We start from the raw sequence: 24,003 nt of genomic DNA on the forward strand, positions 1-24,003 counted from the left end.
ATGCAGCCCGTGAAGCTCCGCGTCACTGGACGCAGAGCGTTCCTAGAGGCGTTCCCACGCAGAGCGTGGGAACGATCAAATAAAGGGGATTGGGGCCGAACAGGAAACTGGCGTTCTTGTTGGCGTCGCCGGGTTTGCAGGGTTCGAGGCATTGCGCCTGAACCTGATTTGCTGAAATCACAAGCAGCAGGGTGCCGACCGCAATCGGCTTGATGTGTACGTCCATGTTCACCGCTCCGGTTTTTTATTGCTGTGTAGGCGCTGCCGCAGCCTGCGGCGATTTAGGCTGTTATTGGGTTTTCGGACCCTGCCCGAACGCCTCATCCACCCGCGCAAGATCCTGCTCGCTCAAGGTCCCCGCGTAGTAATGCAATTTGGTCCACGCCATCAAATAGTCGTACCGCGCCTGCGCCAGATCGCGGCGGGTGGTAAACAGTTGCTGTTCGGCGTTCAGCGCGTCGAGGTTGGTCCGCTCGCCGCCGAGAATGCTTTGCTTGGTCGAGACCACCAGCGCCTCGGCCGAAGCCAGGGCTTTCTGATATGCGCGCAGTTTGTTGACGCCCGACAGGCAGGCGCTGAACTGGCGGCGCAGTTCGATCAGCGTTTCACGGGTCTTGCCATCGAGTTCGTACTCGGCCTGTTCCATGGTGCGGCTGGCCTGACGGGTTGAGGCCGACACGCCACCGCCGGCAAACAGCGGCACGTTGATTTCGATGCCGATGGTGTTGGTGTCGTAACGCTGGTTGTAGGTGTTGCCGCTTTCCGACTCGTTTTTGCGTGCCGACGCGTAGGCGCTGACCTTCGGCAAATGCCCGGCGCGGTTACGTTCGACTTCATAGCGCGCGACTTCCACCGCCTGGCGTTGCGAGTCCAGGTTGGGGTTGTTGCTGATTGCCAGTTCATGCCAGGTGTCGAAATTGGTCGGCTGCAAGGTAAATGTCTGGAAATTCTGATCCAGCGGCGCGAGATCGGTAATGTCCACCGCCGGCACACCAATCAGCGCGCCCAGTTCGCGCAGTGCGGCGTCCTGTTCGTTGCGCGCCTCGATCTCTTCGGCGGTCGCCAGTTCATAGCGCGATTCGGCTTCGAGGATGTCGGTGCGGGTGCCCTCGCCCTGCTTGAACATGTGCTCGTTCTGCTGGAACTGCTGCTCGTAAGCCTTTTTCTTCGCCTGGGCAATATCGATCTGATCCTGAGCGAACAGGGCCTTGGTGTAGTTATCGAGCACCCGCACCAACAGTTCCTGACTCTTGCCGCGAAAATTCGCATCGGCAAACAGCGACTGCGCGACGCCTTTGCGATAGGCCGCGTAGGCTTCGTAATCGAGCAGCGGTTGTTGCAGGGTCAGGCTGGAGCCGTAGCTGTTGTAGTTACGGTTTTCGCTGAAGTCACCGCGATCGGTGAGCTGAGTCACCTTCGAGGTGTTGTGCCCCTTGTTGTAGTTGTAACCGATCTTCGGCAACAACCCGGCGCGGCCAATCGCGCGGTTTTCGAGGCCAGCGTCGCGCTCCTTGATGGCGCCGAGGAACACCGGATCATTGCGCAACGCCTGTTCGTAAACATCGAACGGCCCCATCGCCGCCAGTGCACTGTTGCCTGCGAGCAGCGCAAACGCTGCCGTCAGCATGGAAAGCTTATTCATACAGCCGAACATCCTTATTCCTCGGTCAACGCGGAACCGGCCCGGTCGAGCAGCGGTTTGAACAGATAGTTGAGGAGTGAACGTTCACCAGTGCGCACGAACATTTCTGCCGGCATGCCGGGCTTGATCACCAGGCCGTTGAGCTTCTCCATGGCCTGATCACTGACGCTGCTGCGCAACACGTAATACGGCACGCCAGTTTTCTCATCGACCATCTGGTCGGCGGAAATCAGGCTGACTTCGCCGGGTACACGCGGGGTTTTGCTCTGGTTGAACGCGGTAAACAGGATATCGACCGGCAAATGCGTGCCGACCTTGTCGATCAGGTTGATCGGCAGGTGCCCTTCCACTTCCAGCGTGGTGCCTTGCGGGACGATTTCCAGCAGGGTTTCGCCCTGACGCACCACAGCGCCTTCGGTGTGCACGCCGAGATTCACCGCCACGCCATCGGCGGTCGCGAGGATTTCGCTGTGTTGCAGGTCGAATCCGGCGGAAGTCAGTTGCTCGGACAGGGTCACGCTTTTCAACTGCGCGTCGGCCAGTTGCGTGCGGACTTCCTTCTGGTATTCCTCGCCGTGCTGTTGCAGCTTCAGGCGCGATTCGAGGATGCCCTGCTCGACGCGGCCGCTTTCACCGGTGTTTTCCGCCAGTTGTTGCTGTACTTGCGAGAGCTGACGCTGGTATTCCATCAAGCGATTGCGCGGGATGTAACCGTTGTCGGCCAGCGGTTGCAGGTTGCGCAACTGCTGTTGCAGCGAATCGGCCTGGGCATTCAGGTCGGTGCGCGCGCGGCGCATGCCGGCCAGTTGCGCGGTGGCGCCTTCGATACTCGCGCGCAATGCCGCTTGCTCCCGATAAAACGCTTCGCGACGGCTGCTGAACAGTTGGCGCTGCCCTTCCAGGACCAGTGCCAGGCGCGGGTCCGGATCGTTGCTCAATTCAGCCGGAAAGGTCACTTGCTTGAGGTTGTCGCGCTCGGCCTGCCAGCGTGCGAGGCTGGCCCAGGCCATGCGGTATTGCGCTTGCAGCGACTGCACGTCGGCGGCGACCTGGGTCTGATCGAGGCGGAACAGCGGCTGACCCTGCTTCACGATTTCGCCTTCGCGCACCAGAATCCGGCTGACCACGCCGCTGCTCATCGACTGCACCGCTTTGCGCTTGCCGGAGACGACCACCGTGCCTTGCACTGGAATGCCTTGATCCAGCGGCGCCAGCGCCGCCCAGGTAAAGAAGCTGCCAGCGCCAACGATGGCCAGAATCCAGCCCATGCGCGCGAAAAATTTCGCATCGCGTTCCGGGCGCTCGGTGATGTAGGCGTGTTCCATGCTCGCTTCGTTTTCAGTGTTCATGCTTGTGCTGCTCATACACCCGAATTCCTTGTCGTGGGCTGATACTGCCGGCTCATGCTGAGCCCGCCCGGTGCCTGCGCAGGTTTCTCGCGTTGTTGTTCATGATTGCCGGACAGCGCCTTGAGTACGTCCTGACTCGGGCCGAAGGCCTGCAAGCGACCGTCATTGAGCACCAGCAATTTGTCAGCCTGAGCCAGTACCGATGAACGATGGGTGACCAGCACCACGGTGGTGCCCTGCGCCTTCAGTTGCGCGATGGCGCTGGCCAACGCGGCTTCGCCGACGGTGTCGAGATTGGAGTTGGGCTCATCCAGCACCACCAGACTCGGGTGGCCATACAGCGCGCGAGCCAGGGCCACGCGCTGTTTCTGGCCACCGGACAGACCGCTGCCGTCCTCGCCCAATTGGGTGTCGTAGCCTTGTGGCAGACGCAGGATCATTTCGTGGACCCCGGCCTGTTGCGCAGCGATCACGACTTTCTGCGGATCGGCCTCGCTGAAACGCGCAATGTTCTCGGCGATGCTGCCACTGAACAGCTCGATGTCTTGCGGCAGATAGCCGATGTACGGGCCAAGTTGATCACGGTTCCAGCGATGAATATCCGCGCTGTCGAGGCGAACGGTGCCGCCGAGGGTTGGCCACACACCCACCAACACCCGGGCCAGGGTCGACTTGCCGGAGCCTGACGCGCCAAGCACGCCCAACACCTCGCCCGCCGCCAGATTGAAATTGACCATGTGCAGGGTCGCAGCCCGTTGACCCGGCGGGCCGGCGCTGACTTGCTCAAAGGTGATCTGGCCTTTCGGCGTCGGCAGCGCCATGGCCTCGTCGCTCGGCGGGAACGCTTGCAGCAAGGCGTCGAGACGGCGATAAGCCAGTTTCGCCCCGCTCCACTGTTTCCATACCGCAATCAACTGATCGATCGGACTGAGCACGCGCCCCATCAGAATCGAACCGGCAATCATCATCCCGGCCGTCATGTCACCCTTGATCACCAACAGTGCGCCGAGGCCCAGCACCAACGATTGCAGGCACAGGCGCAGGGTTTTGCTGAGTGAGCTGATCACCGCTCCGGTATCGCTGGCCTGATTCTGCAAACCGAGGAAACGCGAATGCACCTGAAACCAGCGCTTGCGAAGCGAACCGAGCATACCCATCGCCTGAATGGTTTCGGCGTTGTGCAAGTGACTGGTGGCCAGTTGGCTGGACTTCTGCGAATAACCGGCGGCTTCGCCAAGCGGTTTTTTGGTCATGTATTCGTTCAGGCAGGCCAGCGCGATCAACAGCAACGCACCCGCCGTGGCGAGCACGCCGAGCCAGACGTTGAACAGATAGATCACGAACAGATACACCGGAAACCACGGCGCATCAAAAAACGCGAATAGCGCAGGCCCGGTGACGAATTGACGGATGTGGGTCAGGTCGCCCAGGGATTGTCCGGCGTTGCCCTCACCCTTGAACAGGTTGCGCTCGAACGCCGCTTGGTACACCCGAAGGTTGAAGCGCCGCTCCAATTGGCTGCCGATGCGGATCACGATAAAGCTGCGAATCACTTCCAGCAGGCCGATAAAGGCAAAGAAACCGACGACCATCAGCGACAGCATCGCCAGGGTGGTTTCGTTCTGCGACGACAGCACCCGGTCATACACCTGGAGCATGTAGATGGAGGGCACCAGCATCAGCACGTTAATCAATGCGGTAAAGCAACCGACGCTGATCAGAATGCTTTTATAGTCAGCCAAAGCCTTTATCAAGGGAGCGGTGGCTGGGGCCTTCGCCATCTTCATTGATTATTCCTGAAAGATATTTCCCGCCATTCTTTGGCGAGCTCTGAATTAATTTCCCGTTCGCACTCGGGTCTTGTTTAGCCGATGCCTCGTTACACTTTTATAACAACTTGCGTCGATAACTACGGTGCAGTTGCGTTTAATCGTGTGACTTATAACCATTGGCCTGCGCTTTATATAAACCTTGTCGCAAACTTGATCATCACGCTGATGGCGCCGTGCGCTCAAGGGTGATCATCAGGCCCGATTTCAAAGTCGCCAGATAAAGCCCATCACGTTGTCGGCTGAAAAACTGGATTCTTGAGCCTTCCTTGCCAGTGATGGACAAACCGTCGGGGTCGGCAAACCAGCCGATCGGTGTTTGTTCAAGCCACGCACTGAGGCAGTCGGCGCCGTTGGCAATTGTCTGGTTCGCGGCCAGTTCAACCAGGCAGACATTCGAAGGCTTGTCTTGCAACGTTTGCGCTTCAGGCGATTCGTCGTGCGTCGACAAGGTCGCGCGCCATTGACCGGCGAATACCGAGGGTTCTTCGAGTCTGAGGCTGCTGGCCATGCTGGTTTCTCCTGAAATCGTGATGAGCGCCGCCGTGAGCCACGCCATTGCCGTGTAGGTAAAAGCTTTATAGATCATGGGAATATTCGCTCCGCCGCGTAACCTTGCCAACAGGGTCAGCCGATGCACGTGAAGAAAGCGGCGCATCAAACGCCGCTTTCCACGCTACATCACGCCACGATGTCGGCGTACGCTGCCTGGCCTACGGTGCTGACCTGGAAATCAGCTACGCCGTGCCCGGAGAAGTCCACCGACAACAGACTGTTGCCACCCGTCGAGGTCAGGATCGCGTCACCGGCGGCACCGGTGAAGCTGCTGACGAAGTGCAGGCCCGAACCGTTGGTGATGCCGGTCAGGTCGATTTTGTCCAGACCGCTGACGAAATCAAGGATCTGATCGATCGCACCCGGCTTGGAATCGGAGCTGGCGGCGAACACGAAGGTGTCCGAGCCTGCGCCCCCCCACAGTTTGTCGGCACCACCGGCGCCGTAAAGGATGTCGTTGCCGGCACCGCCCTTCAGCTCGTTGGCCACGCTGTTGCCGATCAACAGGTCGTTGCCCGAACCGCCGATGGCGTTCTCGATGATCGCGCCCTTGGCAATGGACACGTTGCCCACGAGGCCGCCAACGTCGGAGAACGAGGCATCATTGAGGTTGATCTTCTGGTTCTGGGTGAAGCCCGAGAAGTCCAGCGTATCCTTGCCGCCCGCGTCCCACACCGAGAACACCACTTTGTCGCTCGACGACGAAGCGCTGAGGAAATCGCGGCCCGTGTTGGAGTTGAAGCCGTAGGTGGTGTCACCGGTACGGGTGTTCATGTTAGCGCCATAGAGCTTCTGGATCGCCGCGATGTCATCCATCAGCGGCCCCGACGAATAGGCTTCCACCCCGCCTTTGCTGAAGTTCTGGTTGGTGTTGCTCTCACTCCAGTAACTCATGACGCTGTAGCCGCGGGTGTCTTGGCCGTAGGACGCGTCGTTGTAGGTCGGGTTGCCATTACCGGCGTTGTAGTCGCCAGGGTGAGCAAGGCCCAGGGTGTGGCCGATTTCGTGGGTCAGGGTCTGACGCCCGTAATTGTTCAGATCCGGCGTCTTGTTCTGCGTGTAGCCACTGTTGATCAGGTACCACGAGGTGCCGTCATAACCGGCGCCCGTGCCTGGCAGATAAGCGAACGCTGCAGCGCCATCCTGGCCACCGCTGTAGTTACCGAAGGTCATGTGGCCGTCGCCGCCCGAGGCTTTCTCGGTGAAGGTGACGTTGGCCACGTCGGCCCAGGATTGCATGGCGAGCACGGTCTGCGCTTTTTGTTGAGCACTGAACTGACTGAACCCGGTGATCCCGTGCTTGTACATCGTGCTGGACGATGCCGACGTCAGGAACGTGTAGGTGAGTTCGATCTTGCCGCTGCCATCCTTGTCCTGATAAGCAGCGCCGTCGCGCAGCAACTGGGTTGCCGCCTGATCGACGGAAAAGGACGGTTTGCCATTGACCGTGAGGTTGCCGCCACGATCGTATTGATGGCTGAAGCTATTGATCTGGTTGAACGCCGAGCTGGCAGCCGCCAGGGATTGTGGCGCATCAATAGCAAGAGCATTTTCTTTCGACATAAACACACTTCCTTGTTTAGCAATGGAACAGTTTTTGTCCGATAGCGACAATCTCTGGCGAGATCGTCCTATCACTCGCCCAATGAAGGCGTAAGAAACCTGACACAATTTGAAATCTGACGTAAAGGACTTTTTTGAGATCAAATTGCGCTGTTTCGTAAAACTGCCGTAAACAAAGCGTGCGGGGGTTGAAAGAATGTTTGAAGTTACAGGCAAGCGCCTAATTGTCTGACGATTTTCTATTTAAATATTAAATATCGGTAAGTTGTTTTTTGTTAGACGCGTCTCACTTCTCTGTACTTTGATAGTGCAGGCCAGTGTATTGATATCAACCAAACGGCTCACCCAAACTGTAGGAGCTGACGAGTGAAACGAGGCTGCGATCATTTGACTTTGCCTTTCAAAAGCAAGATCAGAAGATCGCAGCCTGCGGCAGCTCCTACAGGGGAAAAGCGAGTCAACTACCCGTGCGAATCTTGTTCCACACCCGCGTACGAATCCGGTCGATATTCAGCGGCATCGCTTCCAGTGCAAACAGCTTGCCCATCATTTCCGGGCTCGGGTAAACCTTGGTGTCGTTCTTGATGGCCGGGTCAATCAGGCTATCGGCCTGTTCGTTGCCGTTGGCGTAGTGCACGTAGTTGCTGATGCCGGCCATGACGTCCGGGCGCAACAGGTAATTCATGAAGGCGTAACCGGCCTTCTCGTCCGGGGCGTCGACGGGCATCGCGACCATGTCAAACCAGATCGCCGCGCCTTCCTTGGGAATGTTGTAGCCGATGTCGACGCCGTTCTTGGCTTCCTTGGCGCGGTTTTCCGCTTGCAGAATGTCGCCGGAGAAGCCGACGGCTACACAGATATCGCCATTGGCCAGATCGCTGGTGTACTTCGAGGAATGGAAATAGCTGACGTACGGCCGCACTTTCATCAGCAGCGCTTCGGCTTTCTTGTAGTCTTCGGCATTTTTGCTGTGGTGCGGCAGGCCCAGGTAGTTGAGCGCCGCCGGAAGCAATTCCGGGCCGTTATCGAGGATCGCCACGCCGCATTTCTGCAGCTTTTCCATGTTCTCGGGTTTGAAGATCAAGTCCCAGGAATCCACCGGCGCGTTGTCGCCGAGCACGGCTTTGACCTTAGCGATGTTGTAGCCGATGCCGGTGCTGCCCCACAGATACGGGAAGCCGTGTTCGTTGTTCGGGTCGTTGACCTGCAACGCCTTGAGCAACACCGGGTTGAGGTTCTTCCAGTTCGGCAACTGGCTTTTGTCGAGTTTCTTCAGCGCCCCGCCCTGAATCTGCCGCGCCATGAAATGGTTGGACGGGAACACCACGTCGTAGCCGGATTTGCCGGTCATCAACTTGCCGTCGAGGGTTTCGTTGCTGTCGTAGACGTCATAGGTGACACCGACGCCGGTGTCCTTCTCGAAATTCTTGGTGGTGTCCGGTGCGATGTAGTCGGACCAGTTGTAAATCTTGACCGTTTCCGCCGCCTGAGCGAGGGAAACAGCCAGCATCAGCGGTGCCAGAGCGAGGGTCTTGCGGATCATGGGTCGATTCCTGTGTAGGTTTTTTTGTTGGCAGGCAATCAAAGGATCAAACGATCAGAAAATCAGTACGTAGGTCTTGCGCACGGTTTCCTGGATGTCCCAGATACCGAGCGAGTTGGCCGGCAACATCAGTGCGTCGCCACCTTGTATGTGCAGGGTTTCGCCGCCACCGTCCGGGGTGAACGTGCAGCGCCCAGAGATGAAATGGCAGAACTCCTGAGCGGTGATCTGTCGACGCCAGCGGCCCGGGGTGCATTCCCAGACGCCGGTTTCGACGCCGTCGTCGCGCTCGACGCTGGTGGTCGAAGCAATCGCGATCGGCTCACCGAGCGGCACGGCAACCGGGTTGGATTCGTCGAGTTGCAGGGTTGCGGTGTTCTTGAATTGGGTAATGCTCATGGTCTGACCTGTCTTCTGGGCTTTCTCAAAGTAAATCGGCGTTTAGTGCATGAAACCTTCCATGAAACCCGCGACCTGGCTGGCGAGTTTGCGCCGCCACGGTGTCGTCGCCGGGTTGGCCAGGGTCTGGTCTTCGTGGACAAAACTTTTGATGATCGCGTTGTACCCGAGCCAGCGGCATGGCTCCGGTTCCCAGGCGCGGAGTGCGTGAATGCCGCCGTCCGGAAGCACCCACGGTTGGTGCGTCAGTTCGGTATCGCGCTCAAGAATCAGATCGGCCAGCGTGCGCCCGCCAAGGTTGCTGGCACCAACGCCCTCCCCGCCATAACCGCCGGACAGCGCAATGCCGTTGGCACGGTCGCAAAGCATGTGCGGTTTAAAGTGGCGAGACATGCCGAGGTTGCCGCCCCAGGCGTGGGTGATCTGTACGTTCTTCAACTGCGGGAACAGTTCGCCGAACAGATAGCGACGTAGCTCGACTTCATCGCGAGTCAGGTCAAAGTTGTGCCGCAGCTTGCCGGCAAACTGATAACCGCCACGGGCGCCGAAGATCAGCCGATTGTCGGCGCTGCGCTGACCGTAGGTGACCTGACGGCTGAATTCGCTGAACGCCTGCCCGCGATTGAGACCAATTTCGTCCCAAGTCGCGGCAGACAACGGTTCGGTCGCGACGATCAGGCTTTGCACCGGCAATTGATAACGGCCCAGCGGCGGCAACGTGACCGAATAACCTTCGACCGCCGGGACAATCCAGCGACTGCGCACACTGGCCTTGGCGGTGCGCAGACTGCCGGATTGCCATTGGGTGACCGGGCTGTTTTCGTAGATCTTCACGCCCATGTTTTGCACAGTGCGGGCCAGGCCACGCACCAGTTTCGCCGGGTGAATGGTCGCCACGTGCGGCGCGTAAATCCCGCCGTAAGGCTTGGCGATGCGAATCTGCTGCGCCAGTTGCTCGGGGCTCAGCCAACGGTAATCGTCGTCCGTCAGGCCTTGAGCGTGCAGCTTGGCCAGGTATTCACGCAGGGTGGCTTCCTGTTCTGGGTAGCGCGCGGCGCAATACAGCGCACCACCCTTGCGGTAATCGCAGTCGATGCCTTCCTTTTCGAGGACGATTTCCACTTCGTCGGGGATGCTGTGCAACAGATCGAACGAGGCCCGACGTTGCTCGGGAGACAAGCCGGCCAGCAAGCGATCCTCACCGAGAATATTGCCCATCAGCCAGCCACCGTTGCGCCCGGAAGCACCAAAACCGGCGGTCTGTGCTTCGACAATCGCAATGTCGAGCCCCGGCGCGAGCTTCTTCAAGTAGTACGCCGTCCACAACCCGGTGTAACCGGCGCCGATGATGGCCACATCGACATCCAGATCCTGCGTCAGCTCGGGCCGCGCGGTCAGCGGCTCGTCGAGTTGATCCATCCACAAACTGATAGTGCGCCACGCCGGCATGCAAGACTCCGCCACTGAAAACCTTCGATGGCGTCGATCCTAGTGCGTGGGCTCAGGAGAAGTCTTGCGCGCGTGCCCGCAAAGAAATTTGTTTGGCGTAGGCCTTCGGCGACTGGCCGGTGTGCTGGCGAAAACAGCTGTAGAACGCCGACAGCGAATTGAAACCAGCGGCGAACGCCAGCTCATCGATGCGCAGTGGAGGCGTCGCCTCGTCCAGTGAGCGCAACAGATGTTGCAGACGCGCCTGATTGACGTAGCGATAGAAGCTTTGCCCCAGCACTTGGTTCAACAGGTAGGAAATCTGATTGCGGCTGTAGCCGCACTCCTTCGCCACCCGTTGCAGATCCAGTTCGGGGTCGAGGTACGGTTGCTGCTTTTCGAAGTACTGTTGCAGGTCTTCGGCCATGAAGCTCAACTGCCGGGGTGACAAACCGAGGCGACTGACTGCCGGGCGCTGACTCGCCGCCGTCGTTCCGCCGGTTTGCGAGCGCACCAGCGAGGCGTATTCGTTGACCCGCCAGATCAAACCGTCCCTGACCGTGATCGCTTCGCTGGAGCGGAACGACACCAGGCCTGCGCCGCCACGCAAGGTGACTTCGTACTGGATGAACGCGGTATTGCCGTCGATGCGAATACGGTCGCAATGCTCCAGCAGTTCGTCGGATTCTCGTGGCATGCTCACCCGCACATACTCGCGCAGTTCATCGAGGCCGAGCACGCGGTTCTGGAAGAAATCGTTGTATTGAATGTCCGGGTGATACAGCGCCATCACCGCATCCAGATCCCGGTGTTTCCAGCTCAAGTGATAGCGCATGACCGTAGCGGCCGTGGCCTGGGTGTGTTCCGGGCCGTCGTCGTCGGCGTGCATAAAAGGCTCGGCGAAAAAGAATCGAGCTTGCCCAAGTTCTTCGTGAGCTTCAATGAAAAATCCGTAGTGGCATTTTGTCGATGATTGCGTAGGCCGTGACTTACATCAAAAAACGCGAAGCAATCGCAAAACGGACTGAAAAATCTCACAGTATTTTCACATGCGGATGCTACTTTTAATGTCTATGACCGGTTGAGCCAATGAAGGCTCTTCCCACCTACCATGAGCAAATGGAAGCGCTCGATGAAGAAGGCGGGCAACACATGAATAAAGGTTCAAGCAAAGTCACGTTCCCCAACGCTTGCCAGCTGATGCGCTGGCATTTTCATCCCATGGGTTTCGAGGCGACGATGGATGCCCCCGGCAGCATGATCGCCCGCCTGTTCGACCGCGCCACTGGCGAGACGGTGATCGCCATTGCCGGCATCCCGTGCGCCACGGTGATGAATGCGGCTGATGTCGAGCGGATGATCGAAGCGGTCGAGGACGAGCTGGAAGCGTTCATTCCTCCGGAATCCTTGAGGAATTACGCATAGTCTTTTGATTTATAAAGAAAAAGCCCGCATTGCTGCGGGCTTTTTTTGTTTATGCACTTTGCTTATCTGTCCGGTGATCGACGAAGAACGCCTTGCCTTTGGCGACTCGATCAGACGCACGCGGCATGTTGACTGCCTGCGTTTCCTGGGGCTCGACGTACCAATAGCAATGACTGACTGCGCGGGTGATGCCGACATAGGCCAAGCGCAGGATCTCGTCTTTCTGGGCGCTATCGTACGGTTCACTGTCGCCACTTTTGCCCAATCCAGCCATGCGATAGACCTGATTCTTGTAAGGCGAGCTGGTGAGGTGCTGGCAATCGCCAAGCAGGAACACGGCATCAGCCTGCAGGCCCTTGGCACTGTGATAGGTCAGTTGTTTCAGTCGCCGCGATTCGTACGGCAATCTCGAATCCACATTAACAACAGGCTGAATATGCTCTTCAATCAATAACTTATCGCTGCTTTTTCGATAAAGCATGAGGATCGAGTGGCCCTGTTGGTAGTGCTCGGCGAGACGTTGACCAAGGGCTTGATCATCACGCTCCAGCACGTTGACTGGCTGCAGGGTTTTGGGTTCGCCACTGGCCTTGGCCTTTTTGCCAGGAATCGCCGGCGCTGCACGGACGATATGTTCGGCGGCATCGATGATGTGTTGATGGCTGCGATAGTTGTCGCTGAGCATTACTCGCGTGGTGCTCGGGGACGGGAATTCCTTGTTGAACTCCATGAAGTAACTCGGCGAACTGCCGCGCCAGCCGTAGATCGATTGCCAATCATCGCCGACGCACAGCAGCGAAGACTTTTGCGCGCCGCGCCCAACGTGCATGGCCGGCCCGCGACTGCGGATTTCCGTCAGGCTGGCGCGAATCCACGAAACGATCTGCGGCGAAACGTCCTGAAATTCGTCGATCATCAAATGCGACATGGGCCTGAGTAGCTCATCGCCCAACAGCTTGAGGTTCTCTGGCGAATGCTCACTAAACAAGGCAAACATGCGGTTGTAGGTCATCACCGGCGGTTTCTGATCGAGCAAGTGATCTTCGAAGGCACGCCAGAACAGGCTCAAGGCCTCAAAGAAAAACCGGTCTGGATCATCCTTGGCAAAACTCATACGGCCAACGGCATCGGGAACGTCCAGGCCCAGGTTCTCAACGAAGCCTGCGGCGGCGACGAAACAGTCCAGCAATGGTGCAGACGCCAACTCGCCTTTTACCTTGTAATCGAAGCCCGGCCCCGCGCTGGCATCGCCGGCCAGCGTGGCGAGAACACGCTTTGCGGAATCGTAGCTATCCAACCATATCAATGGCTTACGGCAAAAAGCTTGAAACAGGGTGCGCTTTACTGCCCATTCGGCGCGAATGCTGAGCTTGGCATTCGGTCGGCAGATCTGCGCGTTTTCCCGTGAGTCAAAACCGAGTACTACCCAAGCATCGAGACTGGGGATGTAGCCATGGCAGTGGAATTTTGCCCCGTTGATTTCGAACGCCTGGCGATTTGGCTGGATGCCCTTGATTGGCCAGGCACCGGCACGCAGCCACAGATCCTCGATGGCATCACACAGCTCTTCATCCCGCTTGGCGGCCAGTTCAGTCACGGCCATGCGCTTTTGCACGTCAGGATGTTCGCGCTCCAGTTCCTTGAGCTGTAGCCCGGCTCGGGACAACGGCTGAATCAGTTGGCGGAAACGTTCGTCTTCGTTAAACAAACGGTGATAACAGGCGTTGAGCTGCTGGCGCTGGGCGTCGTTGATGCGCAGGTCGAAAGGATTGCTGTCGACGTCTTCGTCGGCACCAGAGGTTCGATGGCTGAGATTCTCGAAAGCTTGCAGACGTTCGAAACCTGGCAGGCTGCGCACCATCGGCAGGATGCGCGAGTGGAAGGTTCGCACCAGCTCCCGCGCTTGTTTCAGGCTCACTGCCCGCCCCCAGAGCGTGAACAGCTCGATCAGCTTGTTGATGAAGTCTTTGCGCGACTCACGAGTGAAGGTCACCACGGTCATCGAATCGAGTTCAAAACCCAGGTAATGAGTCAGCAACAGGATTCGCAACACCAACGTGGTGGACTTGCCGGCACCGGCGCCTGCAACCACCGAGGTGGACGGCGTATCGCTGAAAATCATCTTCCACTGTGCGGCGCTGGGCTGGGCGTGTTGGGGCAGTAAACGAGCGACGTCGGCCTTCATGCGTTTCTTCAACTCGGCGTTGAGCGGCAGGCGCCAGTCGTCGAACAAGTGGTTATCGACACTGGGTGGACGATGCTCGGTATTGCGGCTGTCGCGAATCAACAGCACCTGCCGGCCTTCCTCCAGCCCTTCGAGCTTGCCTTCGTTGAATCCATATTCGACACCAGCCGTGTGACCACTGCGAAAGCCATCGGCCTGGCCATGCAGCCAGGATGCGCGATGCTGGGCGCGCAAGCGGGTCAGACCGTGGCCGAAGAAACGCGCAGCCAAGCGCTTGAACCAAGGCATCTCGGCCAGAGGACGGAGTTCAGGAGGAAGATCGGGAGTGTGTTGCGCCACGCTGAGGGCTCCAGTGTGTGAGGCTGTTGAGGGCTATGGTGTCTGGATTCGCTGCCAACTTCTAGCGAAATGCTTGTGGGTCATTGGTTTAGGCGATGAATTGAAGGTGAGACAAGATGATTTTCGGGCACCATCGCATCGATTTATTCGATCATGATGCTGCAGTTTTTACGCTTTTTATCGATGTTCGTCTGATAGATGATCGCCGCCATAAACCACCGGTTTCGCCGCGTGCGCAGTCATCGCGCCCCAAGACGAGCCTATTGAGGAGACGATCATGCTTGAACTCAGACCTTTCAGCTCGCTGGGCGGCGCCCATCACGGCTGGCTGGATGCCCACCACCACTTTTCGTTCGCCGAGTATTACGACCCGCAGCGTATGAACTGGGGCAATTTGCGCGTGTGGAACGACGACATCATTGCGTCGGGCACCGGTTTCCCTCAACACCCGCACCGCGACATGGAAATCATCACCTATGTGCGTGAAGGCGCGATTACTCACCAGGACAATCTGGGCAACAAGGGTCGTACCGAGGCTGGCGACGTACAAGTGATGAGCGCCGGCACTGGCATTGCTCACAGTGAATACAACCTGGAAGCTACGGAAACACGGATTTTCCAGATCTGGATTCTGCCCACCGAAACCGGCGCGCCACCGTCGTGGGGCGCAAAACCGTTCCCAAAAGGCCAGCGTGAAGGTTTTGTCACCTTGGCCAGCGGCAAGGATGGTGATGATCAGAGCCTGCGAATTCGCGCCGATGCACGGTTGGTGGCGGCCAATATCAAGGCCGGCGAAACCGCCGAATACCGTTTGGATGAAGGTCGTCGTGCTTACCTGGTACCGGCCACGGGCGTGATTGAAGTCAACGGCTTGCGTGCGCAGGCTCGCGATGGCGTGGCCGTTGCCCATGAGCAGGTCCTGACCGTTACGGCGATTGAAGACAGCGAAATCGTCCTGGTCGATCTGGCCTGACATCGCGAATAAAAAAGGGCAGCCTATTGGCTGCCCTTTTTCATACCATCCGATTGCGCATCACTTGCTGGCAATAGCGCCATCCACCAAGGTTTGCGCTTCGGCCACCAGTTGCTTGAGGTGGTCGTCGCTGATGAAACTTTCGGCGTAGATCTTGTAGATGTCTTCAGTGCCCGACGGACGCGCGGCGAACCAGCCGTTCTCGGTCATCACCTTCAAACCACCAATGGCCTGATCATTGCCCGGAGCGTGACTGAGAATGCTCTGGATCTTTTCACCTGCCAGTTCGGTCGAGGTGACCTGTGCCGGCGACAGCTTGCTCAGCAGCGCTTTCTGTTCAGGATTGGCCTTGGCATCCACCCGTACCGAGAATGGCTCACCCAGTTCTGCAGTCAGTGCGTTGTAGGCCTGACTTGGGTCGCGACCGGTGCGTGCGGTCATTTCGGCAGCGAGCAAGGCCGGAATCAGACCGTCTTTGTCGGTGCTCCAGACGCCGCCATCCTTGCGCAGGAACGAGGCACCAGCGCTCTCCTCCCCGCCAAAACCCAGTGAGCCGTCAAACAGGCCGTCGGCAAACCATTTGAAGCCAACCGGCACTTCGTACAAACGCCGGCCCAGGCGCTTGGCCACGCGATCGATCAGGCCGCTGCTGACCACGGTTTTACCCACGGCCGCGTCGGCGCGCCATTGCGGACGGTTCTGGAACAGGTAGTCGATGGACACTGCCAGATAATTGTTCGGCGCCAGCAAACCACCGGACGGGGTCACGATGCCATGGCGATCGTGGTCCGGATCGCAGGCGAAAGCCACGTCGAAACGTTCTTTCAAGCCGATCAGCCCTTGCATCGCGTGGCTGGACGACGGGTCCATGCGGATCTGGCCGTCCCAGTCGACCGTCATGAAACGGAAGGTCGAATCCACCGCTTTATTGACCACGTCCAGGTCCAGACGGTAATGCTCGGCGATGGCAGACCAGTAGCGCACCCCTGCTCCGCCCAATGGATCAACGCCCAGACGCAGTTTTGCATCGCGGATGGCATCGAAATCGATGACATTGATCAGGTCGGCGACGTAGGTATTGAGGTAGTCATGACGATGCGTGGTGCTGGCCTTCAGCGCCTGCTCGTAACTGATGTGTTTGACCCCGGCCAGCTTGTTGGCCAGCAGTTCGTTGGCCTTGGCTTCGATCCACTTGGTGATGTGGGTATCGGCCGGGCCACCGTTGGTTGGGTTGTATTTGTAACCGCCGCTTTGTGGCGGATTGTGCGAAGGCGTAATGACGATGCCGTCGGCCAGGCCCGAGGTGCGACCACGGTTGTAGCATAGGATCGCGTGGGAGATCGCCGGCGTGGGCGTGTATTCGTCACCCTCGGCGATCATCACGGTCACGCCGTTGGCGGCGAGCACTTCCAGCGCGCTCGCCCCGGCCGGAGTCGACAAGGCGTGGGTATCGATGCCGACGAACAATGGGCCGGTGATGCCCTGGGCTTCGCGGTAGAGGCAGATTGCCTGGCTGATTGCCAGAACGTGCCATTCATTGAAACTCAAGTCGAAAGAGCTGCCCCGGTGGCCGGACGTGCCAAACGCCACACGCTGAGTGGAAACCGATGCATCAGGCTGGCCGGTGTAGTAGGCCGTTACCAGTCGCGGGATATCGACCAACAATTCTGCCGGTGCCGGTTTGCCCGCAAAAGGACTGAGTGTCATGCAAAACCTCTGATAGAGAGTGGTTCAGGAAATACAGCGCAGTTTACTGGCAGTTTGACCGCAGTGCGATGGGATGTATCCGGGACATATCAGATGTTTTTTAACGTCAGTGACCCGGCGCGAGGCGCAAGGCGTCACCCAGCATTCCGACCACAGTGGCCAGATCATGCTCACCCTGTCCGAGTGCACTCAGACGCATATGGTGGGCGTGCAGGCCATTGAGGCTGAACAGTTCACCCGGTGCGATCAGCACTTGCTGCTTGAGCAGTCGCTGAAACACCGCGCCCATGTCCACAGGTCGCAGGGAGCGCACCCACACTGTCGCGCCACCGCGTGGTTCGACGATTTGCAGGCTTTCGCCCAGTCGCTCGCGCAATAACTGGATCAAATGACTGCGACGTTCCTTGAGCAGCCGTCGCAATACCAGCAAGTGGTGATCGATGCGCCCACCAGCGTAGAGCCGGGCGATGGCCTTCTGGCGAATCGGCGACATTCGGAATGAACGCAGCAGAAAGTGTCGATGCAGCTCACTGCGCCACTGACGCGATAACACATAACCATAAGGTGCTTCGGCGCCGATGACCTGTTCAAAGCTTGAAAATACCAGCAAACGCTCCGGGTCCAGCAAATTGCGCAAACGTGGGCCGTCAAGCCGCTCATCCAGTTCGCTGTAACAGTCGTTTTCCAGCACCCAGGTGCCCTGCCGTACAAGCAGGTCGGCTATGACGCATCGATTGTCCGCACACACCTGGCTGCCGTGCGGCATGTTCAGTGCCGAGGACAACAGAATCAGGCGAACGGGTTCGGTTTTAAGCAATGCTTCCAGGCGCTGTGTATCCAGCTCCCCCAACGCGTGCAGCGGCAGTTCGATGACGCGCACATCGTTTGCTTCGAGCAGACGCAGGATCGTCCAGTCGCACGGTGATTCAACCACCACCGTGGCGCGTCGCAAGCCGAGCACACTGATCAATATCTCCAGCACACCGCGCAGGTCGGCACCGATGTAGACATCCTCAGCATGCCAGCAACGCGTGGCGGATGTTGTGTAGCGTGCGGCCAACACCGTACGCAACTCCAGCTCACCGCAGGGCTGTGTCGTGATGGGTGACTGACGCGGATACTGCCGCAGCAGTTCGCGCTCGAGCATCAGCAGCGGACTGTCGAGTGGTTGTACAGCGGCCGGATCATCGTGGCTCAACACGCACATATCCGGGCGCCTGGCATGTACGCATAGCGTTTCGAGCAAATCCTCGCCGCTTCCCGGCGCCATCAGCGGTGTCAACGCTCGCGCGTAGTAGCCCGACTTTGCCACCGAATACACCCGCCCCTCCTTTTCCAGCAATGAGTAGGCGTACTGGATTGTCGAGATCGAAACATTCAACCGGTCAGCGAGTTGGCGCAGTGACGGCAAGCGCACCGGCTCGTTGCCGCCAGGTTCGTTGATCAGCTGGTTCAAGTAGCGGTACACCGCCTGATAGGCAAAGTCGTTTTCCCGCAAAGTCTTCATTGGAGGCAATCCCGAATCGATGCGCTGTCTGCCGGATGAAAATCCACGATCAGCCTTCCGCCGAGCGGTCGCTGCCCATTTCGCCCGCATTGGCTTGTACTTCAGGTGCGGCGGCTACCTGCACCTGCATTGGCTCCATCGCGTACAGACGAGTGATGAATCGCACCGGCAATCCGCTGACATCGGTCATCCATTTCAGTACCTGCTCTGGCGCATGCAGCCCTTGCATGGCCCGATGCAGTTCCGGCAGCGCCACCAGCATGCCGGGATGACAGTTGCGCAGGAATTGCTCCAGACCGGCCCCCTCATCGACAAACGGCGCGAACAGCACGCAGATCAATTGGGTTTCACTGACGTTGAAGGCGGCTTGCAGCGCGTTACGTGCCTGCTGCCGCCCATGATCAACGTCCGCCTGATTGCCAAACGTCGCCAGCCATTGTTCACGGACAGGCTCCGGCAGTTGCTTTTGCTGCATCAACTCAAGGTTGCGTTGGAGATAGTCGTGAACCCCTGCCTCGTAGGTGCGCCCCTCGAGGGAGCCCGCTTGCAAGCCCTCCAGATAGGCCATCAGCAGTGGATCGGCGTATTCGTTTTCGCCGGTTTGCTGCATGAGCTCGCCCGGTTGGAAACCGAGGAAGTCACTGAGCAACGGCCAACGCTCTTCGAGATTGCCGACGACCATGTCGTGGATATCGACAAAGCATGTGCGTCGGCAGGCCTCGAACTCGCCCTCCGGACGCCAGGGCGTTAACTCGCCTTCGGTATAAAGCTCGCGGTAGAAATCTCCATCCTGCCCGTCGAGCAGCGCAAATAACTCCTCGAACGTGCCCGAGTTGGCCGGCAGGCCGCCTACGCCGGCCTTCTGCAGGGCCCGATTCAGGCCTTCGAGAAACACCTTCTGGCGGCGCGGCGGTTCACTGCTGACGAGGGCGTCGACACCATTGTTCCAGCGGGCAACTTGCCCGTAGAGCCCGGCAGTGGCGATGAAGACGTCGTCCCATAGTTCGAGCTTCTCGCGATTGCTGCGACGATGCGCGACCATGAGCAGGTTGATGCGATTGGCCTCGCGGCTGCTCTCTCCAACGGGTGCCTGATGGTCGAAAGGCAATACCTGCCGATCATCAACCATCAGCAATTCGACTCGCGGATCGTCATAGAGAAACAGCGCGCTGTAGCTGCGATGGAGGTTTTGCAGCACAGCAGCGTCATTGGCATTCCAGCGCAAGGTGGCCACCCGTAGCTGGAACGTCGCAGGCGCACGTCCGGCCAGACTCAATTGTGCGGCTCTGAGCAAGGCCAGGCTGTAGCAGCTGTCTCGCGACCCTGACTGCACCACCATGACCTTGAAGTCTCCGATGCGCTCCATGCCCCCGGCCGCCACCACGAGTCTATGGATCAATAGCTGCAACGCCGTACGTTCGGCACGAGAAAAGAAACTCATCAAACGTTGCAGCACTTGTTGGTAGACGTAGTTCATTGCCTGATCATGGATTGTGCTCATCGGTACTTCACCCGGTATCGAAATGTTCATATCACGCACCCTATTGCAACGGGTCGCGTAAAAATTCATTAGTAATATGTAGACGGTCAGATGCTAACACTTGTCATTAGGTAGTTATTTGAAACACTTAACTTGCAAAAGGCTCGCCCACAGTCCACTTTGTATTCGCAAGACATTGGTTTTTATAAGGTTTTTTGAAGAGAAAAAACCCTCTAGGAAACTTCCTACAGTGCCCTGCGGCAAGTGAGCACAAGAAAAAAAGACGCAACTTCGGAATAGGACTACAGCCTTTAAACAGAAGTAGTCAGCATCAACATCACTAGTCGATTTATATCGAACGCAACAAATAGAATGCACAGCCATAGCTCATTCCTTGAGATGAAAGTAATCATTCAATTATCAGGGCTTATGGGGCGATTAGAAGATACAGATCGAGAGGAAAAACCGGTTCAGATGCTGAACCACCCCAGACATCGCGCCCAGGGAAATCTCTTTTTCAGGGGGATTAAACGCATAAAGAGCCCGTGGGATCACGGACTCTTGTTAACCGAGTTGGAATCAGGCCGGTTCGACTTGCAGGGCAACCCGTTCACGACACGGACATTCATCCATGTAGCGATGAGCCTCGACAAACTCGTTAAACGGAAACACCCGGGTTTTCAGTGGCAGCAACACGCGATCGGCCGTCAACTGGTTGATGTCGCGCAGGGCACGCTGGAGAGCGACGTGATCCTGGGTGATGCCCAACTCCGGCTTGCCGGTGAAGTTGCCGATACAGTGCACGAAGAACTGAATATTCTTCTGAAACGCTGCACAGGCCGGGAACGGCGTCTGGTTGCCACCTTGCAAGCCATACAACACCAGGCTGCCACGCGGTGCCAGGACATCGCCCAACAACGACATCTGCGGGCCGCCAAGGCCATCGAAGACCACGTCGACGCCGCGATTGTCGGTGATCTTGTTGATTCGCATCAGCAGATCTTCTTCCTCGGTGACAATCACTTTCTCAGCACCAAGGGACAGCAGGTATTCGCGTTCTTCCGCCTCTTTGGTGGCGGCAATCACCCGTACACCCATTGCCTTGCCCAGTTGCACAAACGAGGGGCCGGCGCAGTGACTGGCGTCAGTCACCAAGGCGAATTGCCCCGGTTTGACCCGCGCCAGATCGGCGTAGGCAAAGTAAGCGATCAACAGTGGCGTGTAATGCACACTGGCTTCAATCGGGCTGAGTACGTCTGGATAACGGGTCAGAGCTGTACGTGGCAGCACGACCGACTCACCGTAAACCGGATAATCGTTCGCGCTCTCGGCCGGAAAACTGGCGACCTTGTCACCCACTGCCAGATCATCGACACCGTCACCGACAGCGGTGATCACGCCAGCCATCTCATGACCAAGGCCCGCAGGCAGTCGTGCCTGAGACGAGGCCAGGTTCTGACGCCAAAGCGTGTCATACCAGCTGATGCCGATCGCTTCGACACGTACCTGCACTTCGCCAGGACCTGGCTGAGCGGCCGCATGCTCTTCGCATTTGAGCACCTCGGCCGGACCAAACTTGTGAAAACGGATCGTGCGGGACATCGCAAACCTCGTCAAAGTAACCTCTAATGCCATGAACTCTATCTGGGCTTTCGACCCAAGACTATCAGTGGCTATTAATAGTCGACATGCCTGTCATTGATTCCGCAGCAGGGGCGGCATTGGTAAAATCGATGAAAAAACTGCTGCCACCGTCTCAGTAAAGCTGAATTTTCCGGTGCAGAGTACCAGCCTTTCCCCGTAAGATTCATGCCGGCCATTGTTCTCATATGGCCGCTCTCGTCAAGCTTGATGACTCTGCCAGGACTCCAGATGAATCGTAATGACCTGCGTCGTGTCGACCTGAACCTGTTGATCGTATTCGAAACATTGATGCACGAGCGCAGTGTGACCCGGGCGGCAGAAAAGCTGTTTCTCGGTCAGCCGGCGATCAGTGCGGCGCTCTCGCGCCTGCGTAGCCTGTTCGATGATCCTTTATTTGTCCGCACCGGACGCAGCATGGAGCCTTCCGCCCGTGCGGTGGAAATCTTCGCCCTGCTCTCGCCCGCCCTCGACTCCATCTCCACGGCTGTCAGCCGCGCGGCGGAATTCGATCCGGCCACCAGCACTTCGGTTTTCCGCATCGGTTTGTCCGATGATGTCGAATTCGCCTTGTTGCCAATGCTGCTCAAACGCCTGCGCGCCGAAGCGCCGGGCATCGTGCTAGTGATCCGCCGCGTCAACTACATCTTGATGCCAGGCCTGTTGGCCTCTGGCGAAATCTCCATTGGTGTCAGCTACACCACCGATTTGCCGGCCAACGCCAAACGGAAAGTATTGCGTCGCAGCGCGCCGAAACTGCTGCGCGCCGACACCGTGCCGGGGCCGCTGAGCCTGGATGATTACTGCGCCCGACCACATGCGTTGGTGTCGTTTGCCGGTGATCTCAGTGGCTTCATTGATGAAGAACTGGAGAAGCTCGGGCGCAAGCGCCACGTCGTATTGGCGGTGCCGCAGTTCAATGGCTTGAGCACGTTGCTCGCCGGCACCGACATTGTGGCGACAGTGCCGGATTACACCGCCGAAGCGCTGACAGCGGCTGGAGGGGTTCGGGCGGAAGATCCGCCGTTGCCGACGCGCACATTCGAACTACACATGGCGTGGCGCGGGTCGCAGGATAATGACCCGGGTGAGCGTTGGTTGCGGTCGCGAATCCAGATGTTCTTTGGCGATCCGGACAGTCTTGAGCTGCCTGCGAATTAAGCTGGCAGCCATACCTTTCAAACGCCGGCCTATGGCCGGCTATGGCGATAAATCGACAGGCAGTAAAACGCCAGCGCCGACGCCGCCAGCATCCCGCCGACAATGCCGATATAAGCGAAGCCGAACTGGCTGCCGACCCAACTCCCCATAAGCGCGCCGCCGCCGATGCCGATGTTGTAGATCCCGGAAAACAGCGCCATCGCCACGTCGGTGGCATCGGGCGCCAGCACCAGGACTTTCGATTGCAACGCCAGTCCAAACCCCATGATCGCCATGCCCCAGAACACACTCAGTACGCCGAGGTACGAGACGTTGCCGCTCAAAGGCAATAACGCGGCCAGGCATAGGGCGAGCAGCGACACGCAAACAATCAGAAAGCGCTGAGGGTTATAGCTGTGCAAGTAGCTGAACAGCAGCGAACCGAAAATACCGGCACCACCGAATACCAACAGGATCAGCGTCACGCTGTCGCCACTCATGCTGGCCACGCTCAGAATGAACGGCTCGATGTAGCTGTAGGCGGTGAACTGCGCCGTCACAACCATGGCGGTCAGGACATAGATCGCCACCAGTGCTGGTCGCTTCAACAACATGGGCAAGCTTTTAAGGGAGCCGGAGTTCTGACTGGGCAACAACGGCAGGACCTTAGCCAAACAGAACACCAGCGCGGCCGCAAACACTGCGATCACGATGAAGGTCGTGCGCCAGCCCATCGCCTCGCCCAGCAAACGGCCGAGGGGAATCCCCAGCACCATTGCCAGTGAAGTGCCGGTTGCCAGCAATCCCAGGGCCTGAACCTGCTTGCCCGGTGGCGCCAGGCGCACGGCCAGCGATGCCGTGATCGACCAGAACAGCGCGTGGGCTAACGCCACGCCAATCCGGCTCACCAACAGCACAGCGAAGCTGGTCGCCAGACTCGACAAGATGTGACTGCCGATAAACAGCCCGAACAGCACGATCAACAGCCGTCGCCGCTCGACGTTGCGCGTCAGCAACATGATCGGCAGTGAGGTCAGAGACACCACCCACGCATAGATGGTCAGCATCAGGCCGACCTGCGCCGTCGACATGTCAAAGCTGCTGCCAATCGCACTCAGCAAACCGACAGGCACAAACTCGGTGGTGTTGAACACGAATGCGGCCAAGGCCAGGGCAATCACTGCGTACCAGTTGCCGTCTGTTGTAGTCGTAGAATTACTCATTTAAACGTCGTTTTACTCTTGGCTGATCGCGGGCACACGATCTGTGCCCTCTATGGGTTGTCTTGCATGGCTATT

The 24,003-nt window shown here is 58.2% G+C and carries 19 protein-coding genes; 3 read left to right on the plus strand and 16 right to left on the minus strand.

What is annotated here, in order from left to right; all coding sequences use genetic code 11:
- Positions 1 to 22: 22 nt before the first annotated feature.
- From EJA71_RS21335 to EJA71_RS21380, 10 genes are all read right to left on the minus strand, one after another.
- Positions 23 to 226 (minus strand): hypothetical protein, encoded by a 204-nt coding sequence (locus EJA71_RS21335; protein ID WP_158959524.1) that lies wholly within the window; start codon positions 224 to 226, stop codon positions 23 to 25.
- 63 nt (positions 227 to 289) lie between these two features.
- Positions 290 to 1,654: a TolC family outer membrane protein gene (locus tag EJA71_RS21340; protein WP_158959525.1), complete on the minus strand. Its 1,365-nt coding sequence runs from the start codon at positions 1,652 to 1,654 to the stop codon at positions 290 to 292.
- A 2-nt stretch (positions 1,655 to 1,656) separates the two neighbouring features.
- Positions 1,657 to 3,006 carry an HlyD family type I secretion periplasmic adaptor subunit gene (locus EJA71_RS21345; RefSeq protein WP_158959526.1) on the minus strand — a complete coding sequence of 450 codons (1,350 nt, stop codon included), beginning with the start codon at positions 3,004 to 3,006 and terminating at the stop codon, positions 1,657 to 1,659.
- Entirely contained in the window at positions 3,003 to 4,778 is a 1,776-nt protein-coding gene (locus EJA71_RS21350) for a type I secretion system permease/ATPase (RefSeq protein ID WP_158959527.1), read from the minus strand. Before EJA71_RS21350 ends, EJA71_RS21345 begins: the two co-directional genes overlap by 4 nt.
- A gap of 202 nt (positions 4,779 to 4,980) precedes the next feature.
- On the minus strand, positions 4,981 to 5,409 hold the full coding sequence (locus EJA71_RS21355; protein WP_158959565.1) for an AprI/Inh family metalloprotease inhibitor: 429 nt from the start codon (positions 5,407 to 5,409) through the stop codon (positions 4,981 to 4,983).
- A gap of 92 nt (positions 5,410 to 5,501) precedes the next feature.
- Positions 5,502 to 6,938 (minus strand): serralysin family metalloprotease, encoded by a 1,437-nt coding sequence (locus EJA71_RS21360; RefSeq protein WP_158959528.1) that lies wholly within the window; start codon positions 6,936 to 6,938, stop codon positions 5,502 to 5,504.
- Between the two features lie 457 nt (positions 6,939 to 7,395).
- Positions 7,396 to 8,481, minus strand: a complete 1,086-nt coding sequence (locus tag EJA71_RS21365) for a polyamine ABC transporter substrate-binding protein (RefSeq protein WP_158959529.1) — start codon at positions 8,479 to 8,481, stop codon at positions 7,396 to 7,398.
- A 54-nt stretch (positions 8,482 to 8,535) separates the two neighbouring features.
- Positions 8,536 to 8,880, minus strand: a complete 345-nt coding sequence (locus tag EJA71_RS21370) for a cupin domain-containing protein (RefSeq protein ID WP_122595897.1) — start codon at positions 8,878 to 8,880, stop codon at positions 8,536 to 8,538.
- Positions 8,881 to 8,922: 42 nt separating this feature from the next.
- Positions 8,923 to 10,329 (minus strand): FAD-binding oxidoreductase, encoded by a 1,407-nt coding sequence (locus tag EJA71_RS21375; protein ID WP_158959530.1) that lies wholly within the window; start codon positions 10,327 to 10,329, stop codon positions 8,923 to 8,925.
- A gap of 52 nt (positions 10,330 to 10,381) precedes the next feature.
- Positions 10,382 to 11,197: a nuclear transport factor 2 family protein gene (locus EJA71_RS21380; protein ID WP_158959531.1), complete on the minus strand. Its 816-nt coding sequence runs from the start codon at positions 11,195 to 11,197 to the stop codon at positions 10,382 to 10,384.
- A 263-nt stretch (positions 11,198 to 11,460) separates the two neighbouring features.
- Between EJA71_RS21380 and EJA71_RS21385 the strand changes: the two genes are divergently transcribed.
- Positions 11,461 to 11,733 carry a DUF1652 domain-containing protein gene (locus EJA71_RS21385; RefSeq protein WP_158959566.1) on the plus strand — a complete coding sequence of 91 codons (273 nt, stop codon included), beginning with the start codon at positions 11,461 to 11,463 and terminating at the stop codon, positions 11,731 to 11,733.
- Positions 11,734 to 11,782: 49 nt separating this feature from the next.
- On the opposite strand, the gene EJA71_RS21390 is transcribed toward EJA71_RS21385, so the two are convergent.
- Positions 11,783 to 14,257 carry a UvrD-helicase domain-containing protein gene (locus EJA71_RS21390; RefSeq protein WP_158959532.1) on the minus strand — a complete coding sequence of 825 codons (2,475 nt, stop codon included), beginning with the start codon at positions 14,255 to 14,257 and terminating at the stop codon, positions 11,783 to 11,785.
- Positions 14,258 to 14,534: 277 nt separating this feature from the next.
- Here EJA71_RS21390 and EJA71_RS21395 point away from each other — a divergent pair, with 277 nt between their 5' ends.
- Positions 14,535 to 15,230, plus strand: a complete 696-nt coding sequence (locus EJA71_RS21395) for a pirin family protein (RefSeq protein WP_158959533.1) — start codon at positions 14,535 to 14,537, stop codon at positions 15,228 to 15,230.
- A gap of 60 nt (positions 15,231 to 15,290) precedes the next feature.
- Here EJA71_RS21395 and pgm read toward each other — a convergent pair whose 3' ends face one another.
- The 4 genes from pgm to EJA71_RS21415 all read right to left on the minus strand — a co-directional run bounded on the left by pgm (position 15,291) and on the right by EJA71_RS21415 (position 21,526).
- A complete protein-coding gene (pgm, locus tag EJA71_RS21400; protein WP_158959534.1) occupies positions 15,291 to 16,937 on the minus strand; it encodes a phosphoglucomutase (alpha-D-glucose-1,6-bisphosphate-dependent) in 1,647 nt (548 codons plus the stop codon).
- 106 nt (positions 16,938 to 17,043) lie between these two features.
- Positions 17,044 to 18,444 (minus strand): aminotransferase class I/II-fold pyridoxal phosphate-dependent enzyme, encoded by a 1,401-nt coding sequence (locus EJA71_RS21405; protein WP_158959535.1) that lies wholly within the window; start codon positions 18,442 to 18,444, stop codon positions 17,044 to 17,046.
- A 49-nt stretch (positions 18,445 to 18,493) separates the two neighbouring features.
- Complete coding sequence (locus EJA71_RS21410; protein WP_158959567.1) at positions 18,494 to 19,945, minus strand: hypothetical protein; 1,452 nt, start codon at positions 19,943 to 19,945, stop codon at positions 18,494 to 18,496.
- 558 nt (positions 19,946 to 20,503) lie between these two features.
- Positions 20,504 to 21,526 (minus strand): zinc-dependent alcohol dehydrogenase family protein, encoded by a 1,023-nt coding sequence (locus EJA71_RS21415; protein WP_158959536.1) that lies wholly within the window; start codon positions 21,524 to 21,526, stop codon positions 20,504 to 20,506.
- A gap of 270 nt (positions 21,527 to 21,796) precedes the next feature.
- Between EJA71_RS21415 and EJA71_RS21420 the strand changes: the two genes are divergently transcribed.
- Positions 21,797 to 22,726 (plus strand): LysR family transcriptional regulator, encoded by a 930-nt coding sequence (locus tag EJA71_RS21420; protein ID WP_122595888.1) that lies wholly within the window; start codon positions 21,797 to 21,799, stop codon positions 22,724 to 22,726.
- A 29-nt stretch (positions 22,727 to 22,755) separates the two neighbouring features.
- Here EJA71_RS21420 and EJA71_RS21425 read toward each other — a convergent pair whose 3' ends face one another.
- Positions 22,756 to 23,928, minus strand: a complete 1,173-nt coding sequence (locus tag EJA71_RS21425) for a sugar transporter (protein WP_158959537.1) — start codon at positions 23,926 to 23,928, stop codon at positions 22,756 to 22,758.
- Between the last annotated feature and the right edge of the window lie 75 nt (positions 23,929 to 24,003).

Origin of the sequence: Pseudomonas sp. PB106 (assembly GCF_009764645.1) — a bacterium.
GTDB lineage: Bacteria > Pseudomonadota > Gammaproteobacteria > Pseudomonadales > Pseudomonadaceae > Aquipseudomonas.